This window comes from Leptotrichia sp. HMT-225 (assembly GCF_030644325.1).
Classification (GTDB): Bacteria; Fusobacteriota; Fusobacteriia; order Fusobacteriales; family Leptotrichiaceae; genus Leptotrichia; species Leptotrichia massiliensis.
Genome location: NZ_CP130323.1, coordinates 1,273,207 through 1,296,766 on the forward strand (window position 1 = coordinate 1,273,207; position 23,560 = coordinate 1,296,766).

A 23,560-nucleotide genomic window follows, 5' to 3' on the forward strand; every position below is an offset into this window, starting at 1 on the left:
TACGGAAAATGTCCAAAAAACAGCAAAAAATGATAAAAATCAAGTCAAAAAATGTGATTTTAATGTCTGAAAAAAATTCTGTAATACTTATTAATAAATGGTTTTCTCAAAAGTACGGATTAAAGTAAGTTATCCATTAAAACAAGGTTTAAAAAATAACAACTTTTTTATAAGGTTGTTTTTTTGTTTGGAAATAAAATAGGGGGTTGAAAAAAAAGCGAAAATATGTTATTATAGTTGTAGAAAATAATTTTAGGTAGAGAGTGGGTTAGCCCACTCTTTAGTTTTAGATATGAGGTGTAATTTTATGGAACAGATTTTAGATGAGTTTGAGAAGAAAATCGAACCGCATTTAAAGGGAATGAATCTGGAATTGGCAGATTTGGAATATGTGAGGGATGGGGGATATAATTATTTGAGAGTATATGTGGAGAAACTGGATGGAACTACTACACTTGATGATTGTATTGATTTTAGCCGTGAGATTGACGGTATTGCGGATGACTTGATTGAGGAGAAGTTTTTTCTGGAGGTTTCGACACCTGGGGTTGAGCGTAGATTGAGAAAGCCTAAGGATTTTGTGAGATTTTCGGGAGAGAGAATTAACGTCCAGGCTAAGAGCAATATTGAAGGGGCGAAGAAATTTATAGGAAAATTGGAAAAATTTGAGAATGATACGGTTTTTCTTTTGGATGATAAATTGGAAAAAATAGTGGAAATACCACTTTCTAAATTAAAGAAAGCAAATTTAATATATGAATTACCGAATGGCATATTAAATAGTGAGGAGGAATGATGAAAGGGCGAGATCAAAAAATATTTTTGGAAGCACTTGATGAACTTGAAAAAGAAAAGGGAATTTTAAAGGAAGAATTACTGGAAACAATAGAAACTGCATTGCTTGCGGCGTATAAAAAAAATTATGGTGAAAAGGACAATGTAAAAGTAACGATTAATAGAAACAGCGGAGATGTGAAGGTTTATTCACAAAGGCTGATTGTAGAAAATGTAGAAAATCCAGAAGAGGAAATTAGTCTGCAAGATGCAATTTCTGTTAAAAAGCGTGCTAAGTTGGGAGATATTCTGGATTTGGAAATTAATGCGGAAAGTTTTAAAAGAAATGCAATTCAGAATGCAAAGCAGATTGTTGTACAAAAAGTCAGAGAATGTGAAAAAAGGAATATCTTTAACAAATTTAAAGAAATTGAAAATTCAATTGTTTCTGCAAATGTTAGAAAAACTGATGAAAAAGGAAATTTGTATGTGGATATAAATGGTCTTGAAGCAATTGTGCCAGCAAAAGAATTATCGCCAGTAGACATATTCAGACAAGGAGATAGAATTAAAATTTATATCGGCGCTGTGGAAGAGTCTACAAAATTTACAAAAACTTTTGTTTCAAGAAAATCTGAGGAATTACTTCGAGGATTGCTTGAATTAGAAGTTCCTGAAATTTATGAGGAAATTATTGAAATCAGAAACATTGCAAGGGAAGCAGGAAGCCGTTCTAAAGTCGCTGTTTACTCAAATGATGAAAATCTGGACGTTAAAGGTGCATGTATTGGACGTAATGGAATGAGAATTCAAAATATCATTGATGAACTTTGCGGAGAAAAAATCGACATTGTTCTTTGGAATGAGGATATAACGGAATTTGTAAAAAATGCCTTGAATCCTGCAGAAGTTCTGTCAGTGGAAATCATTGAGGAAGGCGAAGAAAATATGAAAGTTGCAAGAGTGCTTGTAGCAGAAAATCAATTATCGCTTGCAATCGGTAAAAAAGGTCAAAATTCAAGGCTTGCAGCAAGACTGTGCGGAGTGAAAATTGACATTCATACAGAGCCTGCTGAAATTGATGAATTTGAAGAGTACGAAGAAGATACGGCTTTTAATGATTCATTTGAAGATGAAGTTGAGGAAAGTGCATTTGCTGGACTTCACGAGGAAGACTGAAATTTGTAAAAAAATTATAAAAGATAAGTATTGAAAAAGTATCAAACAAGGAGATGATTAGAGAGTTTGGATACATTAATAAAAGAAAAGAAAGAAAATAACAAACCTGAAAGAATGTGTATTTGCTGCAGGAAAAAAGGTAAAAAGATAGATTTTTTCAGGATAATTGAGCAAGACGGAAAATATGTTTACGATAAGGAAATGAAGGTGCAGGCAAGAGGATTTTATGTCTGTAAAACGAATGAATGTATTGAAAGGCTGTCAAAGCACAAGAAATATAATGTTGAAATAGAACAGCTTGTACGAATGCTTGAGGAAGTAAAAAAACAAAAGAAAAATATAATTGATATTTTAAAGCCGATGAAAAATTCTGAATATTTTGTCTTTGGAGTTGAGGAAGCAATTAACGGAATAAAGCGTGAAAAAGTAAAGCTTGTTATTATTCCAAAAGATATAAGGACAAAATACATTGAGGAGTTTAAAAAATTAACTGAAAAATTTAATTTTAAAATTGTATTTGTTGAAAAGAAAATCGAATTAATAGAGCTTTTTTCAAGAGATGTGAATGTTGTCGGTATTTTTGACAAAAAAGTAATCAAAGGAATATTAAGCAAAGTGGAGGTGATGAATGGATGAAAGTGCATGAATTAGCAAAAGAAAATGGTTTTACGGCAACTAAATTTATGGAGGAAATTAGAAAATTTGGGGTAGACAAAAAACATCATATGAATGTACTAAGTGATGAAGAAGTAAGCCTAATAAGGAAAAAACTTCAAAAAGGTATCCAAAATAATCAAAATAACAGTAAAACTGAAAATCTGAATAAAAGTGAAATTAAAACAGAGAGTACAAAAGAAAATATTGCAAAAACAGTAATTAACCATTCAGACAGTCAAAAAAACAGCAATGCTGAACACAATAAGATTAGTGAATCTAAAAACATTAATAAAAATTACGAAAAATCAAAACAGCCATTGGAAAAAGATATTAAACTAAATGTAGAAAAAAAATCAGATGACAACAATGATAAAAATAATCTGAATACTACAAAAAATTTAGATAATAATAAAAATCAAAAATTTGAAAAATCAAATAAGTTTGATAAAAAAGAAAATAATAAGAAAATGGAGATGAAAGTTAATTTGAGTAGCCAAAATAATAAAGCGAATGAATTAAATAAAGAAAAGCAAAATTTTCAAAATAGAGAAAACAGAGAAAATAGTGGAAGAACTTTCCAAAACAGAGACAATCGAAATAGAGAAGACAGAAATAAAGACGGATTTAGAAAAGAAGGAAGAGATAACTTCAGAAGAGACAATCGTAACTTTAATAAAGACGGAAATAATCAAACAAGAGATAACCGTGACAACAGAGGTTTTCAAAATAGAGATAATAGAGAAAATAGGGAAAACAGCGGAAGAACTTTCCAAAACAGAGATAATCGAAATAGAGAAGACAGAAATAAAGACGGATTTAGAAAAGAAGGAAGAGATAACTTCAGAAGAGACAATCGTAACTTTAATAAAGACGGAAATAATCAAACAAGAGATAATCGTGACAACAGAGGTTTCCAAAATAGAGATAGAGATAATCAAAGCACAGGAAGAAACTTTAGAGATAGACAGGATAATAGAGGATTTTCTGATAGAGGTGGATTCAATAAAGATAGAGATGACTTTAGAAGAGATAACCGAAATTTTTCTAACGCTAAAAAGGAGCCAGCTTCTGAAATTCCAGCAGCGACAGTGGCTGAAAAAGGAAAAGCTGGTGGAAAAGGAAAAGGAAAATTCGACAAGAAAAAATATGAAAAAAATAAAAGAGACAGAGAAAATCAAGAAAAGGAACTTCGTTCAGACTTTAGAAAAGATGACAAAAAGAAAAAGAAAAATAAGAAACAGGAAAAAGTTGTCAAGGATGAAATTGTCAGAATCGAAGGAGAGAGCATAGGAATGATAACAATTGGAGAAGAAATTGTTATTAAAGATTTAGCTGAAAAACTAGGAATCAATGTTTCTGATATAATCAAAAAATTCTTTATGGAAGGAAAACTTCTTACTGCGAATGCTATTTTATCATTTGAGGAAGCTGAAGAAGTGGCACTTGAATATGAAGTAATTGTAGAAAAAGAAGTAGTAGAGGAAATTAGTTACGGTGAGAAATATCAGCTTGAACAGGAAGATACAGCTGAAGAACTTGTAACAAGAGCTCCAGTTATTACGATAATGGGACACGTTGATCACGGTAAAACATCACTGCTAGATGCACTTAGACATACAAATGTAATGGGTGATGAAGCTGGAGGAATCACGCAAAAAATAGGAGCTTATCAAGTAAACTGGAAAGGTCAAAGAATTACATTTATTGATACTCCAGGACATGAGGCGTTTACTGAAATGAGGGCAAGAGGTGCCAATATTACTGATATTTCGATTCTGATTGTAGCGGCTGATGATGGAGTAAAACCTCAAACTGTGGAGGCAATTTCTCATGCTAAGGAAGCAGGAGTTCCAATAATCGTTGCAATTAATAAAATTGATAAGCCAGGTGCAGATCCTATGAAGGTTAGAACTGAATTGACTGAATATGGACTGATGTCACCTGAATGGGGAGGAACTACTGAATTTGTTGAAATTTCTGCAAAACAGAAAATTAATTTGGAAGAACTTCTTGAAACAATATTAATTACAGCGGAACTTGAAGAATTAAAGGCCAATCCCAATAAACGACCTAAAGCCGTTGTAGTGGAATCAAGACTGGATCCAAAAATGGGAGCAGTTGCCGATGTGCTTGTACAAGAAGGAACGCTTAAAATTGGAGATGTGTTCGTAGCAGGGGAATCTCATGGTAGAGTCCGTTCAATGCTTGACGACAGAGGTAAAAAAATAAATAAAGCCATTGTTTCACAGCCGGTAGAAATTACAGGATTTAATGTTGTGCCAAATGCAGGTGATGTTTTATACGGTGTAGAAAGCGATAAGCAGGCTAAAAAAATTGTAGAAGACTTTATTAGAGAGAAAAAAGTAAACGAGCAGAATAAGAAGAAACATATTTCACTAGAAAGTTTGTCTCAAGAATTAGAAGAACAAGAATTAAAAGAATTGAAATGTATTATAAGAGCCGATTCAAAAGGATCTGTTGAAGCATTAAGGGAATCACTTGAAAAACTTAATACTGAAAAAGTTGTAATTAATATAATTCAAGGAAGTGCAGGAGCTGTAACAGAAGGGGACGTAAAACTTGCAGAAGCCTCAAATGCAATTATAATCGCATTTAATGTGCGTCCAACTACACCAGCCAGAATCATTGCCGAAAAAATTGGAGTAGAAATCAGAAACTACAACGTAATTTACCACGCAACTGAGGAAATTGAAAAAGCAATGAAAGGAATGCTTGATCCAGAATATAAGGAAGTTTACTATGGAAGAATTGAAGTTAAGCAAGTGTTTAAAGTATCAAATGTTGGAAATATCGCTGGAGCTATCGTTGTTGATGGAAAAGTTACAAAAGACTCGAAAATCCGTGTAATTCGTGATGGAATTATTATTTTTAACGGAGAATTAGGTTCATTGAAACGATTTAAAGACGATGTTAAGGAAGTTGTAATGGGACAAGAATGTGGAATTGGTATTCAAGACTTTAATGATATTAAGGCTGGAGATATTATCGAATCGTATATTATGGAAGAAATCCCAAGATAACAAATAGATAGGTGATTGTATGAATGACAGAAGAAAAAGAGGGTTGGAAAAGGAAATATCAAGAATTATTGGAATGACACTTTTAACGGAGATAAAAAATGACAAAATAAAAAATCTTGTATCAATTCATAAGGTTGAACTGACAAAAGATGGACGGTATCTTGATTTAACTTTTTCAATACTGGATTTGAAAGACAATATAAATAAAGAAAAAATCGCTGAAGATTTGAATAAATTAAAAGGTTTTTTTAGGAAAAAAATTGGTTCACAGCTGTCGATAAGATTTGTTCCAGAAGTGAGAATTCATCTGGATGACAGCGTTGAATACGGAGTAAAAATTGCTTCGATACTGAATGAAATAAAAAAGGAAAATGACAATATCGAGTAACAGAAATACCAGGCTGCTTTAAAAAAGCATGAGGCAGTCCTGCAACTATAGAAAAAAGGAAGCGATTAATCTTGTAATGAAATGGGAATTAAAAAGCTATAATGAAGATTATTTGACATCAAAAAGTTCTGAATTTGGTGAAAGCAAGTTAATTTCAAGGCTGCTTTTAAATCGGGAAATTAATACGAAGGAAAAGGTCTCTAAATTCTTAAATTCAGATAAGAAGGACATCCATAATCCGTTTTTATTTGAAAATATGGAAAAAGTTGTAGAAAGAATAAAAAAAGCTGGAAGAAATAAGGAAAAAATTGTAATTTACGGAGATTACGATGTTGATGGAATCTCTGGAGTGGCGTATCTGGTAATCATGCTACGAAAATTGGGGCTTAATGTTGATTATTACATTCCAAATCGAGTTCATGAGGGAATAGGTATAAATAAAAATCTTTTGAATTTTTTGAAAAAACGGGACGCAAAATTGTTTATAACAGTTGATATTTCAATAAATAACCGTGAAGAAATATTGATGTTAAAAAGTAGCGGTATTGACATAATTATAACAGATCATCATAGACAAATTGGAATTCTGGAGGATAGGGAGCAGGAAAAAGAATTGGATATTCTTACAATAAATCCAAAGACCAGCAGTACTTATCCAAATAAGTCACTGTCAGGCTCTGGAGTTGCCTTTAAACTTGCGGATGCTATTTATGAAAGATACTGTGCAAATAAAAAAATATTGTATGATTATATGGATATTATAATGATTGGAACAGTTGCAGATGTTGTGCCAATGACCGATGAAAACAGGTTTATCATAAAAAAAGGACTAAATAATTTAAAAAAAACCAAAATAAAAGGTTTGAAGTATATTATCAATTATTTGAAGATAAATCCTAGAAATATAACAACTAGCGATATTGGATTTTTCATTGCACCGATTTTTAATGCACTTGGAAGAATTGATAATTCAAAAAGTGTTGTAAATTTCTTTATTCAGGAAGATGACTTTAAACTTTTCTCAATAATTGAAGAAATGAAACGTGCGAATAAAATCAGGCGTTATTTGGAAAATGAGATTTATAATGAACTGGAAGAAAAAATACAGCGTCTGGAACGTCCAAAATATATTTTTATGAAAAGCAGAAAATGGCATTCTGGGGTAATTGGGGTAGTTTGCTCAAGAATTTCCATCAAATACAACATACCAGTAATTTTGATTTCAATAAAAAATGGATATGGAAAGGCATCATGCAGAAGTATCGAAGGAATAAATATTTTTGATATTTTAAAAAGTGTGTCAGACAAACTGGAGCGATTTGGAGGGCATGACTTGGCAGCTGGATTTCTTGTTTCGGAAAAGTATTTAGGCGAAATTGAAAAACATTTGCGTCAAAAACTTGCAAGAAAAAACAGGGAAAATGTACAAAAAACTTTGTATGTTGACGCATGGTTGAATATTGAATATTTAAACAAAAGAAAACTGCACGAAATAAACAGGCTGTCTCCTTTTGGGCTGGATAATCAGGAGCCAAATTTTATGGATTCAGATGTAAGTTTTCTTAATTTGACAAAATTTGGGATAAATAATCGGCACTTTAAGGGATTTATTAGAAAAAATAACCGTATTATTTCAGTAATTGGGTATAATTTAGGACATAAATTGAAAACAAATAATTTTTATAAGAAAAAATTTAAAATAGTTTATACTCCGATATTTAAGTCTGGGCATTCGGATTTATTTATCGAATTGAAAATAAAAGATTTTAAATAAAAATAAATTAATAAAAAAATTATATATAACAAAAAATTTTAGGAGGAATTAAAAAAATGGCAGTAAAAAAATTAAATGAATCTACTTATGAAGTATCAGCAGTTAGAGAAGGAGAAGAATTAAAACATTTAAAAGAACATGTTTTAGTACATTTTAAAGATGCAAAAGTCGACGGATTCCGTCCAGGACACGTACCTGCAAAAGTGATTGAAGAAAAATTCAAGAAAGAAATTGAAGGAGAAATATTAAACCATATTATTTCTGATGAATACAGAAAAGCAGTTGCAGAAAATGAATTAAAACCAATTGCTGATATTAAACTTGAAAAATATGAGCTTAATGATGACAAAGTTGAAGTAGTATTTACAATACCTGTATTGCCTGCATTCGAATTGGGACAATATAAAGGTGTGGAAGTAGAAAAGGAAAAAGTAGAAATTACTGATGAAAAAGTAAATGAAGAAATCGAAAGATTAAGAGAAAACGCTGCAAAACTAAAAGAAGTTGCAGAAAATGAAGAAGCTAAAAATGATGACGTTGTAAATATCAACTTTGAAGGATTTATAGATGGTAAAGCATTTGATGGAGGAAAAGCTGAAGGATACGACTTGACATTAGGTTCTCACAGCTTTATTGACACTTTCGAAGATCAAATCGTAGGACATAAAAAAGGTGATGAATTTGACGTAAATGTTACATTCCCTGAAGAATATCACGCTGAAAGCCTAAAAGGAAAACCAGCTTTATTCAAAGTAAAAGTAAATTCCATTAAGAGAAAAGAAGAAGCTGAATTAAATGATGATTTAGCAAAAGAATTAGGATTTGATTCTGTTGAAGATATGATAGCTAAAACTAGAGAAAATATTACAAAAAGAGAAGAAGCAAGAGCAGAAAATGGATTTAAGAACAAAGTTATAGACGCTGTAGTAAGCGGAACAGAAGTTGAAGTTCCAGAAGCATTAGTTCAAAGAGAAATTGACTATCAAATCAACAGATTTGCACAACAATTGCAAATGCAAGGAATTAATCTTAACCAATACTTCCAAATGACAGGGCAAACAATGGAAGCAATGAGAGAAAGTTCAAAAGAAAATGCTGAAAAAGCAGTAAAAACAGAATTAGTACTAGCTGAAATCGCAAAAGCTGAAGGAATTAAAGCAACTGATGAAGAAGTATCAAAAGAAATCGAAACATTAGCTGCAATGTATGGACTTGAAAAAGATGCATTAATCGCTGATGTAAGAAAAAACGGAAACTACGAAAGATTCATTGATGAAACAAACTATAGATTAGTAAATCAAAAAACAATTGATTTGTTAGTAAAAGAAGCAAAAGTTAAATAGTAATTTTGAGAAAATTGTTAAATAAAAAGAATATTTTGATTTTAGAAGAATTTTGTGATAAAATAGTTTATTGCGGAATTCTTTTTCTCTATATTTAAACTGCAAAATTTTAAAACAATTTTACTGTAATTTTGTAATAATGAGAAAAATAAAAAATGAAAGAAAATTGACAGAAATAGGAGGAAATAATATGTCAGCATATAGTCCAGTAGTTATTGAAAATGATGGGCGTGGGGAAAGAAGCTATGATATTTATTCAAGACTTTTAAAGGATAGAATAATTTTTGTAAGTGGAGAAGTTGAGGATGGAATGGCAAATGCAATTGTCGCTCAATTATTATTTTTAGATGCACAGGATAATGAAAAAGATATAGTTATGTATATAAACAGTCCAGGAGGAGTAATTACTGCCGGGCTTGCAATTTATGACACAATGCGTCACATTAAAAGCGATGTTTCTACAGTATGTGTAGGACAGGCGGCAAGCATGGGAGCAGTGTTATTAGCGGCTGGAACAAAAGGTAAAAGGTACTCGTTGCCAAACTCAAGAATCATGATTCACCAGCCACTAGGCGGAGCAAGAGGTCAAGCAACAGACATTCAGATTCAGGCAAAAGAAATTGAAAGAATGAAGGAAATTACAAGCAAAATTTTATCAGAAGCAACTGGAAAATCAGTAGAAGAAATCTATGCAGATACTGAAAGAGACAACTTTATGTCACCAGAAGAAGCTGTAAATTACGGATTAATTGATAAGATATTGTAATTATTTGCAAAAAGAACTATGGGTGAATAATTTACTAAAAATGATTTTAATTATAAGTGTTTTAATTTACTTAATTAATAATAATTTTTATGTATTATTTCTAGTTCATTTTAAGCAAGGGTATCAGACGCCATACCCTTGCATACCCGCTTTATGCAAAACTTTCTTATAAAAGAAAAAGAAAACTCGCTTTTGAATTTGCTATAAATGAATGTATATGATTTAAAAATTTTTACAAAAGCTCAAACAGTTCTTTTTCTTTTAACGAAATTTTGCTTGTTATAACGAAATAATAGATTTTTTTATTAAATATAGGTAAAAGTATAAATTTTAAAGAAAAAATGAGGTGAAAAATATTGGCAAATAAGAAAAAAAATTACTGTTCATTCTGTGGCAGGGAAGAGCATGAAGTGGAACGGTTAATACAGAGTCCTGAAGAGGATGATGTGTTTATCTGTAATGAATGTATAGAAGACAGTGCGGAATTGCTAGATAGTTTTAGGGAATATGACGAAAATGAGCATAACAGGGAAATCACGCTGTTAAAGCCGAAAGAAATAAAGGCAAAACTTGATGAATATATTATCGGACAGGAACAGCCTAAAAAGGTGTTGTCTGTGGCGGTTTATAATCATTTTAAGAGAATAATGCACAAACAGAAAAATGTAGATAATGATGTGGAGCTTCAAAAATCAAATGTACTGCTAGTAGGGCCTACTGGAAGTGGAAAAACCTTGCTTGCACAGACACTGGCGAAAACATTGAATGTGCCTTTGGCGATTGCAGATGCAACGACATTGACGGAAGCTGGATATGTTGGGGATGATGTCGAAAATGTACTTTTAAAACTGATAAAAGCGGCTGATTACGATATTGAAGCAGCAGAGCATGGAATAATTTATATTGATGAAATTGATAAAATCGCTAGAAAATCGGAAAATATGTCAATTACAAGGGATGTTTCTGGAGAAGGAGTTCAGCAGGCGTTACTTAAGATTATTGAAGGGACTGTTGCGAGCGTGCCTCCACAAGGTGGAAGAAAGCATCCAAATCAAGAAATGATTGAAATTAATACAAAGGATATTCTATTTATCGTTGGTGGAGCATTTGAAGGCTTGGAAGCGAAGGTTAAGGATAGAGTTAATGAAAAAAGAGTTGGATTCGGACTGGAAACAAATAATACAAAACTGGATGATTTGACATTGTTTGAAAATGTATTGCCTGAAGATTTAATAAAATTTGGTCTGATTCCTGAATTAATTGGGCGGTTACCAGTAATCACAGCACTTCATGGACTTGATGAAGAAGCCATGATTAAGATATTGACAGAGCCTAAAAATTCACTTGTTAAGCAATATAAAAAATATTTTGAGATGGAAAATGTCGATTTAGAATTTGAGAAGGATGCGATTACAGAAATTGCACAGCTGGCACTTAAACGAAAAATTGGAGCGAGGGGGCTTCGTTCAATTATTGAAAGTGTTATGACTGATTTGATGTACGAAATTCCATCAAAAAACAATGTTAAGAAAGTAATAATTACTAAAGAAGCAGTTACAGATAAAGAGAAGGTAATTGTTGAATAATTAAAACAAAGTATGAAAGGGGAAATTATGCAAAATAAACCATTTATAGCTACAAGAGAATTAGTTGTCTTTCCAGGTGTTGTAACTCCGATTTTTATTGGTAGACAATCAAGCTTGAAAAGTCTTGAAGAAGCAATAGCAAGATTTGACAGTAAACTAATTCTTTCAGCACAAAAAGATGCAAATGTAGAAGAGCCAAAATTTCCAGAAGATGTGTATGAAACAGGAGTACTGGTTCATGTAATACAGACTGTAAAAATGCCAAATGGAAATGTAAAAGTTCTGGTTGAGGCAAAACATAGGGTTTTAATCAATCAATTTCCAAAAGATGATAAAGGTGTTGTTTATGCTGAATATGAAGAAATTTTTTCAAAACCAATTGATGAAAGTAAAGCTGAAGCACTAAAACGTAGGGTTATTGATGAATTTTCAAATTATGCACAAAAAACTAATAAAGTACTGCCTGATATTATTTACAATATAAAAGAAATAAGTAATATTGACAAGGTTTTTGATTTAATTTGCACGAACTTAATGGTTGCAGTTGAAACGAAACAGGAGTTACTTGAAACACTTGATGTTGAAGCAAGAGCGTATAAAATTTTGGGTATTCTTGAGAGAGAAATTGAAATTTTTATGCTTGAGCGTGAAATTGAAAATCGTGTAAAGGAACAGATGGCAGAAGTTCAGAAAAACTATTATTTACGTGAAAAAATTAAGGTAATGCGTGAAGAAATGGGTGAAGGAACTGATTCTGACGAGGAACTGGAGGAACTTGACCAAAGAGTTAAAGATGCAAAAATTCCTCAGGAGCTAAAAGATAAACTGGCAAAAGAGCTTTCAAGAATGAAGAAAATGCCAGATTTTTCTGCTGAGTCTTCAGTAATTAGAACGTATCTTGAAACTGTACTTGAATTACCGTGGGAAGTTTCAACTAATGATGAAATTGATATTGAAAAAGCTGAAAAAATTCTGAATGAAGATCATTATGGATTGGAAGAAGTTAAGGAAAGAATACTAGAATTCTTGGCAATTAAAAAATTGAATAACACATTAAAAGGTTCAATTATCTGTCTTGTGGGACCTCCAGGTGTAGGGAAAACATCACTTGCACATTCGGTAGCACGTTCAATGAACAGAAAATTCACAAGAATCTCACTTGGTGGAGTAAGAGATGAAGCTGAAATTCGTGGACATAGAAGAACTTATGTAGGAGCAATGCCAGGAAGAATTATAAATTCTTTAAAACAAGTTGGTGTAAATAATCCAGTAATGCTATTTGATGAAATTGATAAAATGGCTTCTGATTTTAGAGGAGATCCCGCTTCAGCAATGCTGGAAGTTTTAGATCCTGCACAAAACAACTCATTTGAAGATCATTATATTGACCATACTTTTGACTTGTCAAACGTATTTTTCATTTGTACAGCAAATGATTTGGGCGGAATTCCAGGACCGCTTCGTGACAGAATGGAGATTATTTCAATTGAATCGTACACAGAATTTGAAAAATTAAATATTGCAAAAAGATATTTAATACCTCAAACACAAGAAGAAAACGGATTAAAGGAATTCAAAATTTCATTTTCTGATAAAGCAGTTATGAAAATTATAAATGAATACACAAGAGAAGCTGGAGTAAGAAATTTACGAAGAGAAATTGGTAAATTATTCAGAAAAATAGCAAAAGAAATACTTGTATCAAAATCTAAGAGCAAAAAAATCTCTGTTTCTGAAATAAAAATCAAGAAATATTTAGGAAATGCAAAATTCAGAGCAGATAAAGTCAAGGAAAAAGAAGGTAAAATTGGTGTTGTCAATGGACTTGCATGGACAGCAGTCGGAGGTACAACTCTAGAAGTGCAGGCAGTAAAAATGGAAGGAAAAGGTGTACTGCAGCTTACAGGAAAACTAGGAGATGTAATGCAGGAATCAGCTAGAGTGGCTTATTCTTACGTACGGCATATAAAAAATGAACTTGGAATCAAGGAAAAATTTAACGAAACAACAGATGTTCATCTGCACTTCCCAGAAGGAGCTGTACCAAAAGACGGGCCATCAGCAGGTATTACAATTACAACAGCGATAATTTCAGTATTGACGGATAAAGAAGTTAGACAGGATGTTGCAATGACAGGAGAGATTACAATTACTGGAGAGGTTTTAGCAGTTGGTGGAATCAAGGAGAAGGTAATTGGAGCTCACAGGGTTGGAATTAGAGATGTTGTACTTCCTTATGACAATAAAGTTGATACAGAGGAATTGCCAAAGGAAATTGCAGACCAGATGAAATTCTACTTTGCTAAAACTTATGATGATGTGAAAAAGATTGTTTTTGTGGATAAGAAAAATAAAGAAGTAAAGAAAAGCAAGGCTGTGAAAAAATAAATATATTGATTTAAATATTGGGAAATTCTATTTTATAGAGTTTTCCATTTTATTTTGAGAAAATAATAAAAGAGAAAGAAATATGAAATTATTTTATCCTAAATTTTAACAAAAGAAAAAAAGGAGTAATATCTCTGTTAAGATATAACTCCTTATTCCAAAGTTTCTTAATTTTTCAAAATCTATTTGATTTTATAATTACTTGTTATACAAGAATTTATGTAAAGAATATATTTATTTATAAGAAATTAATTCACAGTTTAACTAAATGGATTAATTGCCCATCTAAATGTCTTGTTGTAATAATTACTGTCTAAACTAGAAACTGTTACTCTTCTACTTCCAGAAGAAGCGTGAATAAATTGTCTATTACCCATATAAATACCTACATGAGAAATACGACCTTTTCCAGTTGTTTCAAAAAATACCAAATCGCCTTTCGTCATATTCATTGATGAAATTCTTGGTTTAAATGTTGCTTGTGAACTTGAAACTCTAGGCAAGTTTACATCAGCAGCTTTTTTGAATACATAACCAACGAAGCCAGAACAATCAAAACTGTTAGGACCAGTTGCTCCCCAAACGTACGGTGAACCTAATTTTGTTTGTGCAAAAGAGATAATTTGATCTCTTACTGCTGTAGAAGAACTTCCACTACTTTTCACCTCTTGTTTTGGTTTTGATACAACAGATAAATCTATAGTTTTATTACTATAATGATTTTTGATTGTATTTTGTAAATCTGCAAATGATAAAGCAGATATAACTAAAGCTCCAGCTAGCATCAATATTTTTTTCATTAGAACCTCCAATCTACCTTTGAACTTTGGTAAATATATTATAGCAACATTGTCTTTTATTTTAGTTTTTAAAAAATTAATTTTAGATTAATTAAATGATAGTATAACTTATAAAATTGTTTGAAACAACTAAATTAAAGTAAATTAAATTGAATTTATAGCATATTTAATAGTTCAAAATCAATTATTTTACTTCTACAATAACTTTTCCATTAGCACTATTCGTTTCTAAAAATTTATGTGCCAAAGAAATTTCATTTAATGTAAAAATTTTTGCAATTCTTGGCTTTATACCATGTTTTTCAATAAAATCAAACATTTCTTTTATTGTATCTTTTTTGACAATTGTGCTGTTAAATGAAGTTAGGTAGGATTCTGAAGGGATTTCGTCAAGCGGCTCAAAATTTTTAATTACCCATCCTCCAAGACAGCCTGTCATACAGACTATTCCACCTTGTTTCACAGATTTTAAAGAATTTTTCAAAGTAGGAGTACCGATTAAATCAAGAACTTTGTCAACTCCGTCTGGAAAATATTCTTGTAACTGAGTGTCAAAAGTTTCATCTTGAATTAGGACAAAATCTGCTCCCATTTCTTTTAAAAATTCAACTTTAGTCTTACTTCTTGATGTTGCAATCACAGTATTTCCAAAACTTTTGGCAAGCTGAATTGAAGCAAGGGCAACTGAACTTGTTCCGCCACGAATCAACAGAGTGTCAGTGTTTTTTAACTGCAGGCTTTTGAATAAAGAGCCGTAAGCTGTGTAGTATAATTCAGGATATGCTGCAAGCTTTGCCCAGTTTGTTTCTGAAAGAGTTATCGGATAAACTTGAGAAGGCGGTACAAGCGTGTATTCTGCGTAACTTCCGTTAAATTCACGTCCCAAACCATTCATCATTGTGAAAACTCTATCTCCTTTTTGAAAATCGCTGTCAGAAGCATCTTCAATAACGCCAGCACATTCAATTCCAATCACACGTGGCAATTTCACAGAAACAGAAAATCCATCTCTAGTAAATATTTCAGCCCGATTTATTCCAAAAGCCTTAATTTTTATAAGAATCCAGCCATTTTTTACTTTCGGAATTTCAATATTTTGAATTTTTAATTCATCAGCAGTACAAGGTTTTTCAAGAACAACAGCTTTCATAGTATTTTTTTTATTTGACATAGTAAAATTCCTTTCTTACTTTTAAATTTTAATTGACAAAAATAATTCTTTATAGTATTATACTATATAGAAGTAAAAAGTCAAGAAAATTTTGTTTAGGTTAGGAGGCTATGATGAATAAAAAAGTAAATTTGGGAATATATATAAGCAAAATTAAACAGACGCACGATAGAATCTTAAATTATATTCTTTCAAAAAGAGAAATTACCGTTTTTAATGGTGAACGTGGGAAAATCCTGCATATACTCTGGAAAAAAGATAATATAACGTGCAAGGAATTGTCGGAAAAAACGGGGCTTGCGATAAATACGCTTACACCGATGCTGGATAGGATTGAAAAGGCTGGACTGATAGAAAGATTACCACATCCTGATGATAGACGGAAAGTGCTGATAAAACTTACAGAATACGCACAAGGCTTTAAAAAAGAATATGAGAAAATTTCTGAAACTATGACAAATTATGTTTATGAGGGATTTTCTCAAGAGGAAATTGAGATGTGTGAAGGTTTTTTTAAAAGAATTTCGCAAAATTTAGAGAAAGTTGAAAAGGAAAGAAGCAAGAAATAACGGGAAGGAGAGAATATGAACAAAATTATAGAATTTCAGAACGTGAATAAAGTGTATCCGAATGGAAATGAAGCTGTAAAAGATATAAATTTTTCGATAAATGAAGGAGAATTTATTGTGTTTATCGGAACTTCGGGAAGCGGAAAAACTACAGCTTTGAAAATGATAAATAGGCTGGAGGATGCGACTTCTGGAAAAATAGAAATAAAAGGGAAAAATATTTTTGAATATAATATTCATAAAATGCGTTGGAATATGGGTTATGTCTTACAGCAAGTGGCTTTATTTCCACATCTGACAGTAGAAGAAAATATAAGTATCGTGCCTGAACTGAAAGGGTGGAAGAAAGATGAGATTAAGGCAAGGACAGAGGAACTTCTGGAAATGATTGGGCTAGAAAGCGAGAAATATTTGAAAAGAATGCCGTCTGAACTGTCTGGCGGGGAAGCACAGAGAATCGGAATTGCAAGGGCATTAGCAGGGAATCCTGAAATTATACTTATGGATGAGCCTTTTAGTGCATTGGATCCGATTACAAGGAAAAGTTTACAGAAAGACATAAAAGAATTGCAGCAGAAAATTAATAAAACAATTGTTTTTGTAACACATGATATTGAAGAAGCCTTTTATCTGGGAGACAGGATTTTTATAATTAAGGATGGAAAAATTCTTCAATCTGGGACGAAATCCGAATTAATTAATAATCCGAAAGATGAATTTGTAAGGGAATTTATCAGTTTGGAGCAAAATAAAAATGCTGAAAATGAAATTGATAAGAAAATTATTGATAAATTAAAGGAAAATGGGGAATATGAGAAAATGATTTTAGAAATAAAAAAAATATAAATAAAAATGAAAAAAATTTTTAAAAGATTATTATTTTAATAGTTTTCAGAAATATCCTAATAAAGAAGTAATTTTAATAATTTTTGAAAATAAATTATTAATAAAACTAAGAAAAACAATTTGAAAGAAAGAAGGAAAATAAAAATGAAAAAAACATTAGTGGTTTTGGCACATCCTGATATGGAAAATTCAAGAGCGAATAAAGCCTTTAAAAAAGAAGCAGAAAAATTATCAGATATAGAGCTGTATAATATTTATGAAAAATATCCTGATGGAAAGATTGACGTTGAAAAAGAACTGAAATTATTGTCTGAAACAGGGACTTTAATATTGCAATTTCCTTTATTTTGGTTTAATTGTCCGTCTTTACTTAAAGAATGGATAGATACTGTATTTATGGCAGCTCATTATGGCGAAAATAAAGTGCTTAAAGGTAAAAAAATTGGAGTTGCAGTGACAACTGGAGGAATTGCATCAAGATATGATGGAACAAATGGATTGACAATAAAAGAAGTGTTAAAACCATTTTTATTAAGCATAGCTCATGTCGAAGGAATTGAATTGCCAATTTATTCATTATATGGGGCAATGCCTGATTTAAGCGATGAAAAGATTGTTGAAAGTGCAAAAAAATATGCAGAATATATAAAAAATAATTTACAAGATTAGTTTAAATTCAAAATAAACAGTTATAATTAGGCATGCTGAAAACTATTAAAATAATAATTTTTTAAAAAATTTTTTAAGTCAAAAACAACAGTATTAGTTTTATAACAATTCATAAACAAAATACAACATAGATTTTGAATTTTTTAGACACTCCCTAATTTAACTTTAAATGAGAAAATTTTAGAAATTAAAGGAGAAAAATAATGAATAATAACTTTTTTCAAGTATTTTATGAGCGGAAAGAGGAGTTTTTTAAGGCTGTTCTTGAGCATATGCAGATTTCATTTTATGCACTTGTGATTGCTTTAATTATTGCAATTCCGCTTGGAATTTATTTGACATATAAGAAAAAAATAGCAGAAATAATTATCGGACTTACAGCAATAATGCAAACTATACCTTCACTCGCATTACTTGGATTATTGATTCCAATTATGGGAATTGGTAGAAAACCAGCAATTACAGCACTTGTAATTTATGCACTGCTTCCAATTTTAAGAAACACATATACAGGAATAAATGGGGTAGATCCAGTATATATGGTAGCTTCAAGGGCTATGGGAATGAATAAGGCACAGCAGCTTTTTAAAATTCAACTGCCACTTGCGATGCCTGTAATTATGGCTGGAATTCGTACAGCGACAGTGCTTATCATTGGAACGGCGACACTTGCTTCGTTAATTGGTGCAGGAGGGCTTGGAAAACTAATTTTGCTTGGACTTGATAGAAATAATATGAACTTAATTTTACTTGGAGCAATTCCATCAGCATTGTTAGCAGTTTTATTTGATTTTGTACTGAAAAAACTGGAAAATAAAAACTGGAAAGTAATTGTAATTTCATTTATAAGTTTATTTATAATATTTTTGGCTGGAAATTTAGTTGTGAATAAGCAAAGCAAAAAAGATAAAATTGTAATTTCAGGGAAATTGGGAACAGAGCCTGAAATATTGATAAATATGTATAAACTTCTGATTGAAGCGGAAATGAACGTGGATGTAGAACTAAAATCAGGATTTGGAAATACATCATTTAACTTTAATGCCTTAAAATCAGGAGATGTCGATATTTATCCTGAATTTACAGGAACTGTAGTATTTACATTCCTTAACGAAACGCCAGTAAGCAATATAAAAGACCAAGTTTATGAGCAGGCTAGAAATGGAATCTTGAAAAAATATGATATGGTACTGTTAAAGCCGATGGCATACAATAACACTTATGCAGTTGGGGTTACACAAAAATTTGCAAGTGAAAATAATCTTACAAAAATATCGGATTTGGCACGAGTGAAGGATAAGGCAAAAGTTGGATTTACACGAGAATTTGTTGACAGGGAAGACGGATACAAAGGAATGAAGAAATTATATAACTTTGAATTTTCAAGTGTGAAGGAATTTGAGCCGAAATTACGTTATGTGGCAGTACAGAGTGGAGATATAAATGTGATAGATGCTTATTCTACGGATAGTGAGCTGGAGCAGTATAAAATTACAGTTCTAGAAGACGATAAGAATTTATTCCCACCTTATCAGGGAGCTCCTTTAATGAAAAGAGAAACTTTGAAAAAATATCCGAAATTAGAGCAAATTTTGAATAAATTACATAATAAATTCACAGATGATGAGATGCGTAAAATGAACTTTGAAGTGGGAGTCAATGGAAAAAAGGCTTATGATGTGGCAAAGGAATATTTGATTAAAAATGGAATGATAAAAAAATAAAAACAAAAAATGACAGTATATCAATTTTTATCACTGTCATTTTTTTCTTGAATAATGAATATGGAGAGAGAATTAGAATAATTCACTATTCAAGATATGAATTATTAAAAATATATTTATTAGCATTATTATTAGTACGATTTTATTAACCAAGTTAATTTTTAGGAATATCATTAGATCTTGGTCCTCTATGACGGTTATTTAGCATTTCTATTAATTTACTAGCTTCATCTTTTGAAACTTTTCCGCTGTTTAATGAATTTATTAATGTTTGAATTTCTGTATCAGTTAATCTTTTGGGAGCATCTTTTGGTTTGCATTTATCATTTGGTTTTCCATGAGGTCCCTTTCTTTCCAACATTTTTGCAATTTCAGCACCTTCATCTTTTGTAATTTTTCCATTAGTTAGTTTTTTCTTTAACTCTTCTATTTTAGCAGGATCAGGTTTTTTTATAATATTTCCATTTTCATCCAGAAGATTTCCGTTGCTGTCTTTTTGTAATTTATGTGGTGGTTTACATTCATTATTAGGCATACTATTAGCAGCAGTAGTAGCTCTGTTATTATTATTTGCCGTAATTGTTGTTCCTGCAAATATTGATAATGATGTTAGTAAAGCGATTCCTAAAATTTTCTTTTTACCTATTTTTTTCATAGTAATTCCTCCAATTGTTTATTTATAATTTTATTTTTTTCGTCTTTCTTACCGACAAGAGTATAATATCACTAAATTTTGACAAAAAAATGAAGAATTTGTGTCTTTTTTGTGAAATTTTAATTTTATTGTTAAATTGAGTATCAAATGAATTCGAATTCATTATAATTTTGTTTATCAAAATATTATCATTACAAATATAAAATAATTATTTTTTACTGTGGACTTTTTTAAATATATATGTAATAATTTAATATAAGAATTTTTTCACAAATAAATTTGATAGGAAAGGAGAATGTAATAAAATATAGAGATTTTATTGCAATGTAAAGAATGAGAAATAAAGAAACTTTGGAAAAAGTCTCAAATGCTGCAAAGGATAAGGTTAGATTTTTAAAAGAGCATAGCGGGAAATATTTTTTATCTGCATTTTTGGCTGGAATGTTTATTGGAATTGGAATTTTATTGACATTTACGGTTGGTGGAGTTAGTAGCGGCTTACCAACTAACAAAATTCTTATGGGAATTAGTTTTGGAATAGCGCTTAGCCTTGTAGTTGTATTTGGAACAGAACTTTTTACAGGGAATAATATGATAGGGGTAGCAGGGCTTCTGAACAAGGGTATAAGCTTTAAGGATATGATTTTTATGTGGATAGCATCTTATCTTGGAAATATTGTAGGATCAATTATGCTTGCAATAGTATACGTATTTTCAAATTCTGCTTCAAAACCTGTTGTAGAATTTATTGTGAAAGTTTCAAAGGCAAAAATTACTGCACTGCCTCACGAACTGTTTTTTAAAGGAATTTTATGTAATATTCTTGTGTGTCTTGCGGTTCTGGCTGGAATAAAATTAAAAGAGGAAACTGCTAAGCTAATAATGGTATTTTGGTGTTTATTTGCATTTATAACTGCTGGATTTGAGCACAGTGTTGCTAATATGACTCTTTTAATGATGGGGATAATATACAATGGAGCAAAAGAAATAACATTAAATGGTTATTTTTATAATTTATTATTTGTAACATTGGGGAATATTGTTGGTGGAGCATTTGTTGGTTTTGCTTGCTATTATTTAGCAAAAAAGGATAAATAATAATTTAAATAAAAAAATAATTTTTAAACGGAGAGATAAAGTAAAATTTAGGAGGGAAAATGAAAATCAGTTTAAATCGTGAAAATTTTAATCTGGCACTTGAAAAGCTGAAAAAAGAATACAAGATATATGCTCCAATTGAGATACCATTTCGTGGTACATTTTCAGATACTTCTGTAATCAGATATTCTGAAATTGAAAAAATTGATGAAATATGTTTTGACAAAAAATCTCATTTTTCAGCAAAAGAAATAATGTTGCCAATAACACAAACAATGTTTTATTTTACAGAAGAAGGATGCAAGATGCCCAAAGAACAGGAACAAAAATATCTTATATTTCTTAGAAGCTGTGATTTACATGGTGTCAAAAGAGTTGATGATATTTACTTGAATAATAAATTTTTGGATATTTACTACAAGAGGGTTAGAGATAAAGTTAAATTTGTAGTGTTTGGATGTCCAAATTCATTTGAGAACTGTTTTTGTGTAGATATGGGCACTAACAAGACTGATGAATATAATATTGGAATAAAAGTTACAGAAGAGGAAATATTTGCTGATATAAAAGATGATGAGCTGAAGGTTTATTTTAAAGAACTTATCGCTGAGAAAAACAATGGAAGTAATGATGAACATAAAATAAATGAAATGTACATGGATGTAAAAGATGAAAAAATGAAAAAATATCTTGAAGAGATAATTGCTGAAAATAATAGCAATAAAATAAAGGAAAATGTTGAATTTGAAATGGAATTTGTAGAAGATAATGAAATTCATGTGGATATTCCTGACAATATTGAGCTTGAAGATATAATAAATTTGGATTTATGGCGTGAATACGACAGCCGTTGCATAGCCTGCGGAAAATGTAACTTTGTTTGTCCAACTTGTACCTGCACGACTACACAAGATGTTTTTTACAGCGAAAATGAAAACAATGGAGAAAGAAGACGTGTGTGGGCTTCATGTCATGTGAACGGCTTTACGGATATGGCTGGAGGGCATTCATTCAGGCAAAGGCACGGAGATAGAATGAGATTTAAGGTAATGCACAAAATATCTGATTTTAAAAAGAGATTTGGATATCAGATGTGTACAGGATGTGGAAGATGTGATGATGCGTGTCCTGAATATATTTCATTCTCAAACTGTATAAACAAGCTAAGTGCCGAATTAAAAAGAATTTCGGCTGAAAAAAGAGGTGAAAAATCAGAATGAGTACAATTAACACATTAAATACAATAAATATGGATGAACAAGCTATAATGGATATGAATGTATATTTACCGACTGTTCACAAACTTTTGTTCATCGAGAAAGTTACCGAGCTGGAATGGCTATTTCGTGTGGAGTATAAAAAGGGAAGTGTAGAAGCTGGACAGTTTATGCAGGTTTCGTTACCAGGAGTTGGAGAAGCCCCTATTTCCATTGCAAATTTTGACTTGGAGGAAGGGTATCTTGATTTTCTTATTAGAAAAGTTGGGAAAGTTACAGATGAAATTTTTGAATTGAAAGCAGGAGATAGAATCTTTTTGAGAGGTCCTTATGGGCATGGATTCCCAATCGAACAATACAAAAATAAGCATATTGTAATGGTTGTTGGAGGAAGTGGAATTGCTCCAGTTCGTCCAATTATCGAATATTTTACAAAGCATCCTGATGAAATGAAGTCCTTTAAAATCATTGTTGGATATAAAAATTATGAAAGTGTTATTTTTGAAGAGGAATTTCCACGTTGGAGGGAAAATATTGAAATACTTGTAACATTGGATAATGTAGAAACAGCAAGAAATATTGGAAAAACAGAAAATGAAATTCATGAAGGAATGGTTACAAAATATATTCCAGATTTAAAAATTCCTGAAAATATGGATGAAGTTGAATACATTGTTGTAGGTCCTCCAGTAATGATGCATTTTTCTTGCCTTGAAATCCTAAAAACAGGTATTCCAACTGAAAAAATATGGGTTTCCTTTGAAAGAAAGATGTCCTGTGCCGTTGGGAAATGCGGGCATTGTAAAATTGATGAAACGTATATTTGCCTTGAAGGTCCAGTATTTAGATATGATTTTGCAAAAAAACTGCTTGATTAAGATATGAATTTTAAGAAAAAACAAAAGAAGAGGTAAA

Annotated in this window: 20 protein-coding genes; 17 read left to right on the forward strand and 3 right to left on the reverse strand. The window is 31.1% G+C overall.

The window, feature by feature from the left end:
* The first annotated feature begins 307 nt into the window (after positions 1 to 307).
* From rimP to lon, 10 genes are all read left to right on the forward strand, one after another.
* The gene (gene rimP, locus QU666_RS06325) at positions 308 to 796 is read left to right on the forward strand and encodes a ribosome maturation factor RimP (protein WP_021769165.1); all 489 of its coding nucleotides are present in this window, start codon (positions 308 to 310) and stop codon (positions 794 to 796) included.
* Positions 796 to 1,953, forward strand: coding sequence for a transcription termination factor NusA (gene nusA / locus QU666_RS06330; protein WP_036070812.1), 1,158 nt, complete (start codon positions 796 to 798; stop codon positions 1,951 to 1,953). Before rimP ends, nusA begins: the two co-directional genes overlap by 1 nt.
* Before the next feature lie 66 nt (positions 1,954 to 2,019).
* On the forward strand, positions 2,020 to 2,589 hold the full coding sequence (locus tag QU666_RS06335; protein WP_021769166.1) for a DUF448 domain-containing protein: 570 nt from the start codon (positions 2,020 to 2,022) through the stop codon (positions 2,587 to 2,589).
* On the forward strand, positions 2,586 to 5,651 hold the full coding sequence (infB, locus tag QU666_RS06340) for a translation initiation factor IF-2 (protein WP_304984783.1): 3,066 nt from the start codon (positions 2,586 to 2,588) through the stop codon (positions 5,649 to 5,651). Before QU666_RS06335 ends, infB begins: the two co-directional genes overlap by 4 nt.
* A gap of 19 nt (positions 5,652 to 5,670) precedes the next feature.
* Complete coding sequence (gene rbfA, locus QU666_RS06345) at positions 5,671 to 6,039, forward strand: 30S ribosome-binding factor RbfA (protein WP_021769169.1); 369 nt, start codon at positions 5,671 to 5,673, stop codon at positions 6,037 to 6,039.
* 76 nt (positions 6,040 to 6,115) lie between these two features.
* A complete protein-coding gene (recJ, locus tag QU666_RS06350; RefSeq protein ID WP_036070816.1) occupies positions 6,116 to 7,813 on the forward strand; it encodes a single-stranded-DNA-specific exonuclease RecJ in 1,698 nt (565 codons plus the stop codon).
* A gap of 56 nt (positions 7,814 to 7,869) precedes the next feature.
* Positions 7,870 to 9,156 (forward strand): trigger factor, encoded by a 1,287-nt coding sequence (gene tig / locus QU666_RS06355; RefSeq protein ID WP_021769171.1) that lies wholly within the window; start codon positions 7,870 to 7,872, stop codon positions 9,154 to 9,156.
* Positions 9,157 to 9,346: 190 nt separating this feature from the next.
* The gene (gene clpP / locus QU666_RS06360) at positions 9,347 to 9,922 is read left to right on the forward strand and encodes an ATP-dependent Clp endopeptidase proteolytic subunit ClpP (protein ID WP_036070820.1); all 576 of its coding nucleotides are present in this window, start codon (positions 9,347 to 9,349) and stop codon (positions 9,920 to 9,922) included.
* 356 nt (positions 9,923 to 10,278) lie between these two features.
* Positions 10,279 to 11,508 carry an ATP-dependent Clp protease ATP-binding subunit ClpX gene (gene clpX, locus QU666_RS06365; RefSeq protein ID WP_021769173.1) on the forward strand — a complete coding sequence of 410 codons (1,230 nt, stop codon included), beginning with the start codon at positions 10,279 to 10,281 and terminating at the stop codon, positions 11,506 to 11,508.
* Positions 11,509 to 11,535: 27 nt separating this feature from the next.
* Positions 11,536 to 13,896 carry an endopeptidase La gene (gene lon / locus QU666_RS06370; protein WP_036070845.1) on the forward strand — a complete coding sequence of 787 codons (2,361 nt, stop codon included), beginning with the start codon at positions 11,536 to 11,538 and terminating at the stop codon, positions 13,894 to 13,896.
* A 260-nt stretch (positions 13,897 to 14,156) separates the two neighbouring features.
* On the opposite strand, the gene QU666_RS06375 is transcribed toward lon, so the two are convergent.
* Both QU666_RS06375 and QU666_RS06380 read right to left on the reverse strand, forming a co-directional pair.
* On the reverse strand, positions 14,157 to 14,696 hold the full coding sequence (locus QU666_RS06375; protein WP_021769175.1) for a C40 family peptidase: 540 nt from the start codon (positions 14,694 to 14,696) through the stop codon (positions 14,157 to 14,159).
* 184 nt (positions 14,697 to 14,880) lie between these two features.
* Positions 14,881 to 15,867: a zinc-binding alcohol dehydrogenase family protein gene (locus QU666_RS06380; RefSeq protein WP_021769176.1), complete on the reverse strand. Its 987-nt coding sequence runs from the start codon at positions 15,865 to 15,867 to the stop codon at positions 14,881 to 14,883.
* Between the two features lie 113 nt (positions 15,868 to 15,980).
* Between QU666_RS06380 and QU666_RS06385 the strand changes: the two genes are divergently transcribed.
* The 4 genes from QU666_RS06385 (at position 15,981) to QU666_RS06400 (ending at position 19,675) form a co-directional block, all read left to right on the forward strand.
* On the forward strand, positions 15,981 to 16,436 hold the full coding sequence (locus QU666_RS06385) for a MarR family winged helix-turn-helix transcriptional regulator (RefSeq protein ID WP_021769177.1): 456 nt from the start codon (positions 15,981 to 15,983) through the stop codon (positions 16,434 to 16,436).
* Positions 16,437 to 16,451: 15 nt separating this feature from the next.
* Positions 16,452 to 17,282: an ABC transporter ATP-binding protein gene (locus tag QU666_RS06390; protein ID WP_021769178.1), complete on the forward strand. Its 831-nt coding sequence runs from the start codon at positions 16,452 to 16,454 to the stop codon at positions 17,280 to 17,282.
* Positions 17,283 to 17,426: 144 nt separating this feature from the next.
* Positions 17,427 to 17,951 carry an NAD(P)H-dependent oxidoreductase gene (locus QU666_RS06395; protein WP_021769179.1) on the forward strand — a complete coding sequence of 175 codons (525 nt, stop codon included), beginning with the start codon at positions 17,427 to 17,429 and terminating at the stop codon, positions 17,949 to 17,951.
* A 203-nt stretch (positions 17,952 to 18,154) separates the two neighbouring features.
* Positions 18,155 to 19,675, forward strand: coding sequence for an ABC transporter permease/substrate-binding protein (locus tag QU666_RS06400; RefSeq protein WP_021769180.1), 1,521 nt, complete (start codon positions 18,155 to 18,157; stop codon positions 19,673 to 19,675).
* A gap of 154 nt (positions 19,676 to 19,829) precedes the next feature.
* Here QU666_RS06400 and QU666_RS06405 read toward each other — a convergent pair whose 3' ends face one another.
* On the reverse strand, positions 19,830 to 20,330 hold the full coding sequence (locus tag QU666_RS06405; RefSeq protein WP_021769181.1) for a hypothetical protein: 501 nt from the start codon (positions 20,328 to 20,330) through the stop codon (positions 19,830 to 19,832).
* A gap of 333 nt (positions 20,331 to 20,663) precedes the next feature.
* Here QU666_RS06405 and QU666_RS06410 point away from each other — a divergent pair, with 333 nt between their 5' ends.
* Genes QU666_RS06410 through asrB form a run of 3 tightly spaced genes read left to right on the forward strand, consistent with a single transcriptional unit; the run spans position 20,664 to position 23,523 of the window.
* A complete protein-coding gene (locus tag QU666_RS06410) occupies positions 20,664 to 21,428 on the forward strand; it encodes a formate/nitrite transporter family protein (RefSeq protein WP_021769182.1) in 765 nt (254 codons plus the stop codon).
* Positions 21,429 to 21,487: 59 nt separating this feature from the next.
* The gene (locus QU666_RS06415) at positions 21,488 to 22,648 is read left to right on the forward strand and encodes a 4Fe-4S dicluster domain-containing protein (protein ID WP_006804090.1); all 1,161 of its coding nucleotides are present in this window, start codon (positions 21,488 to 21,490) and stop codon (positions 22,646 to 22,648) included.
* A complete protein-coding gene (asrB, locus tag QU666_RS06420; RefSeq protein ID WP_021769183.1) occupies positions 22,645 to 23,523 on the forward strand; it encodes an anaerobic sulfite reductase subunit AsrB in 879 nt (292 codons plus the stop codon). The genes QU666_RS06415 and asrB overlap by 4 nt, the downstream gene beginning before the upstream one ends.
* The last annotated feature ends 37 nt before the right edge of the window (positions 23,524 to 23,560 follow it).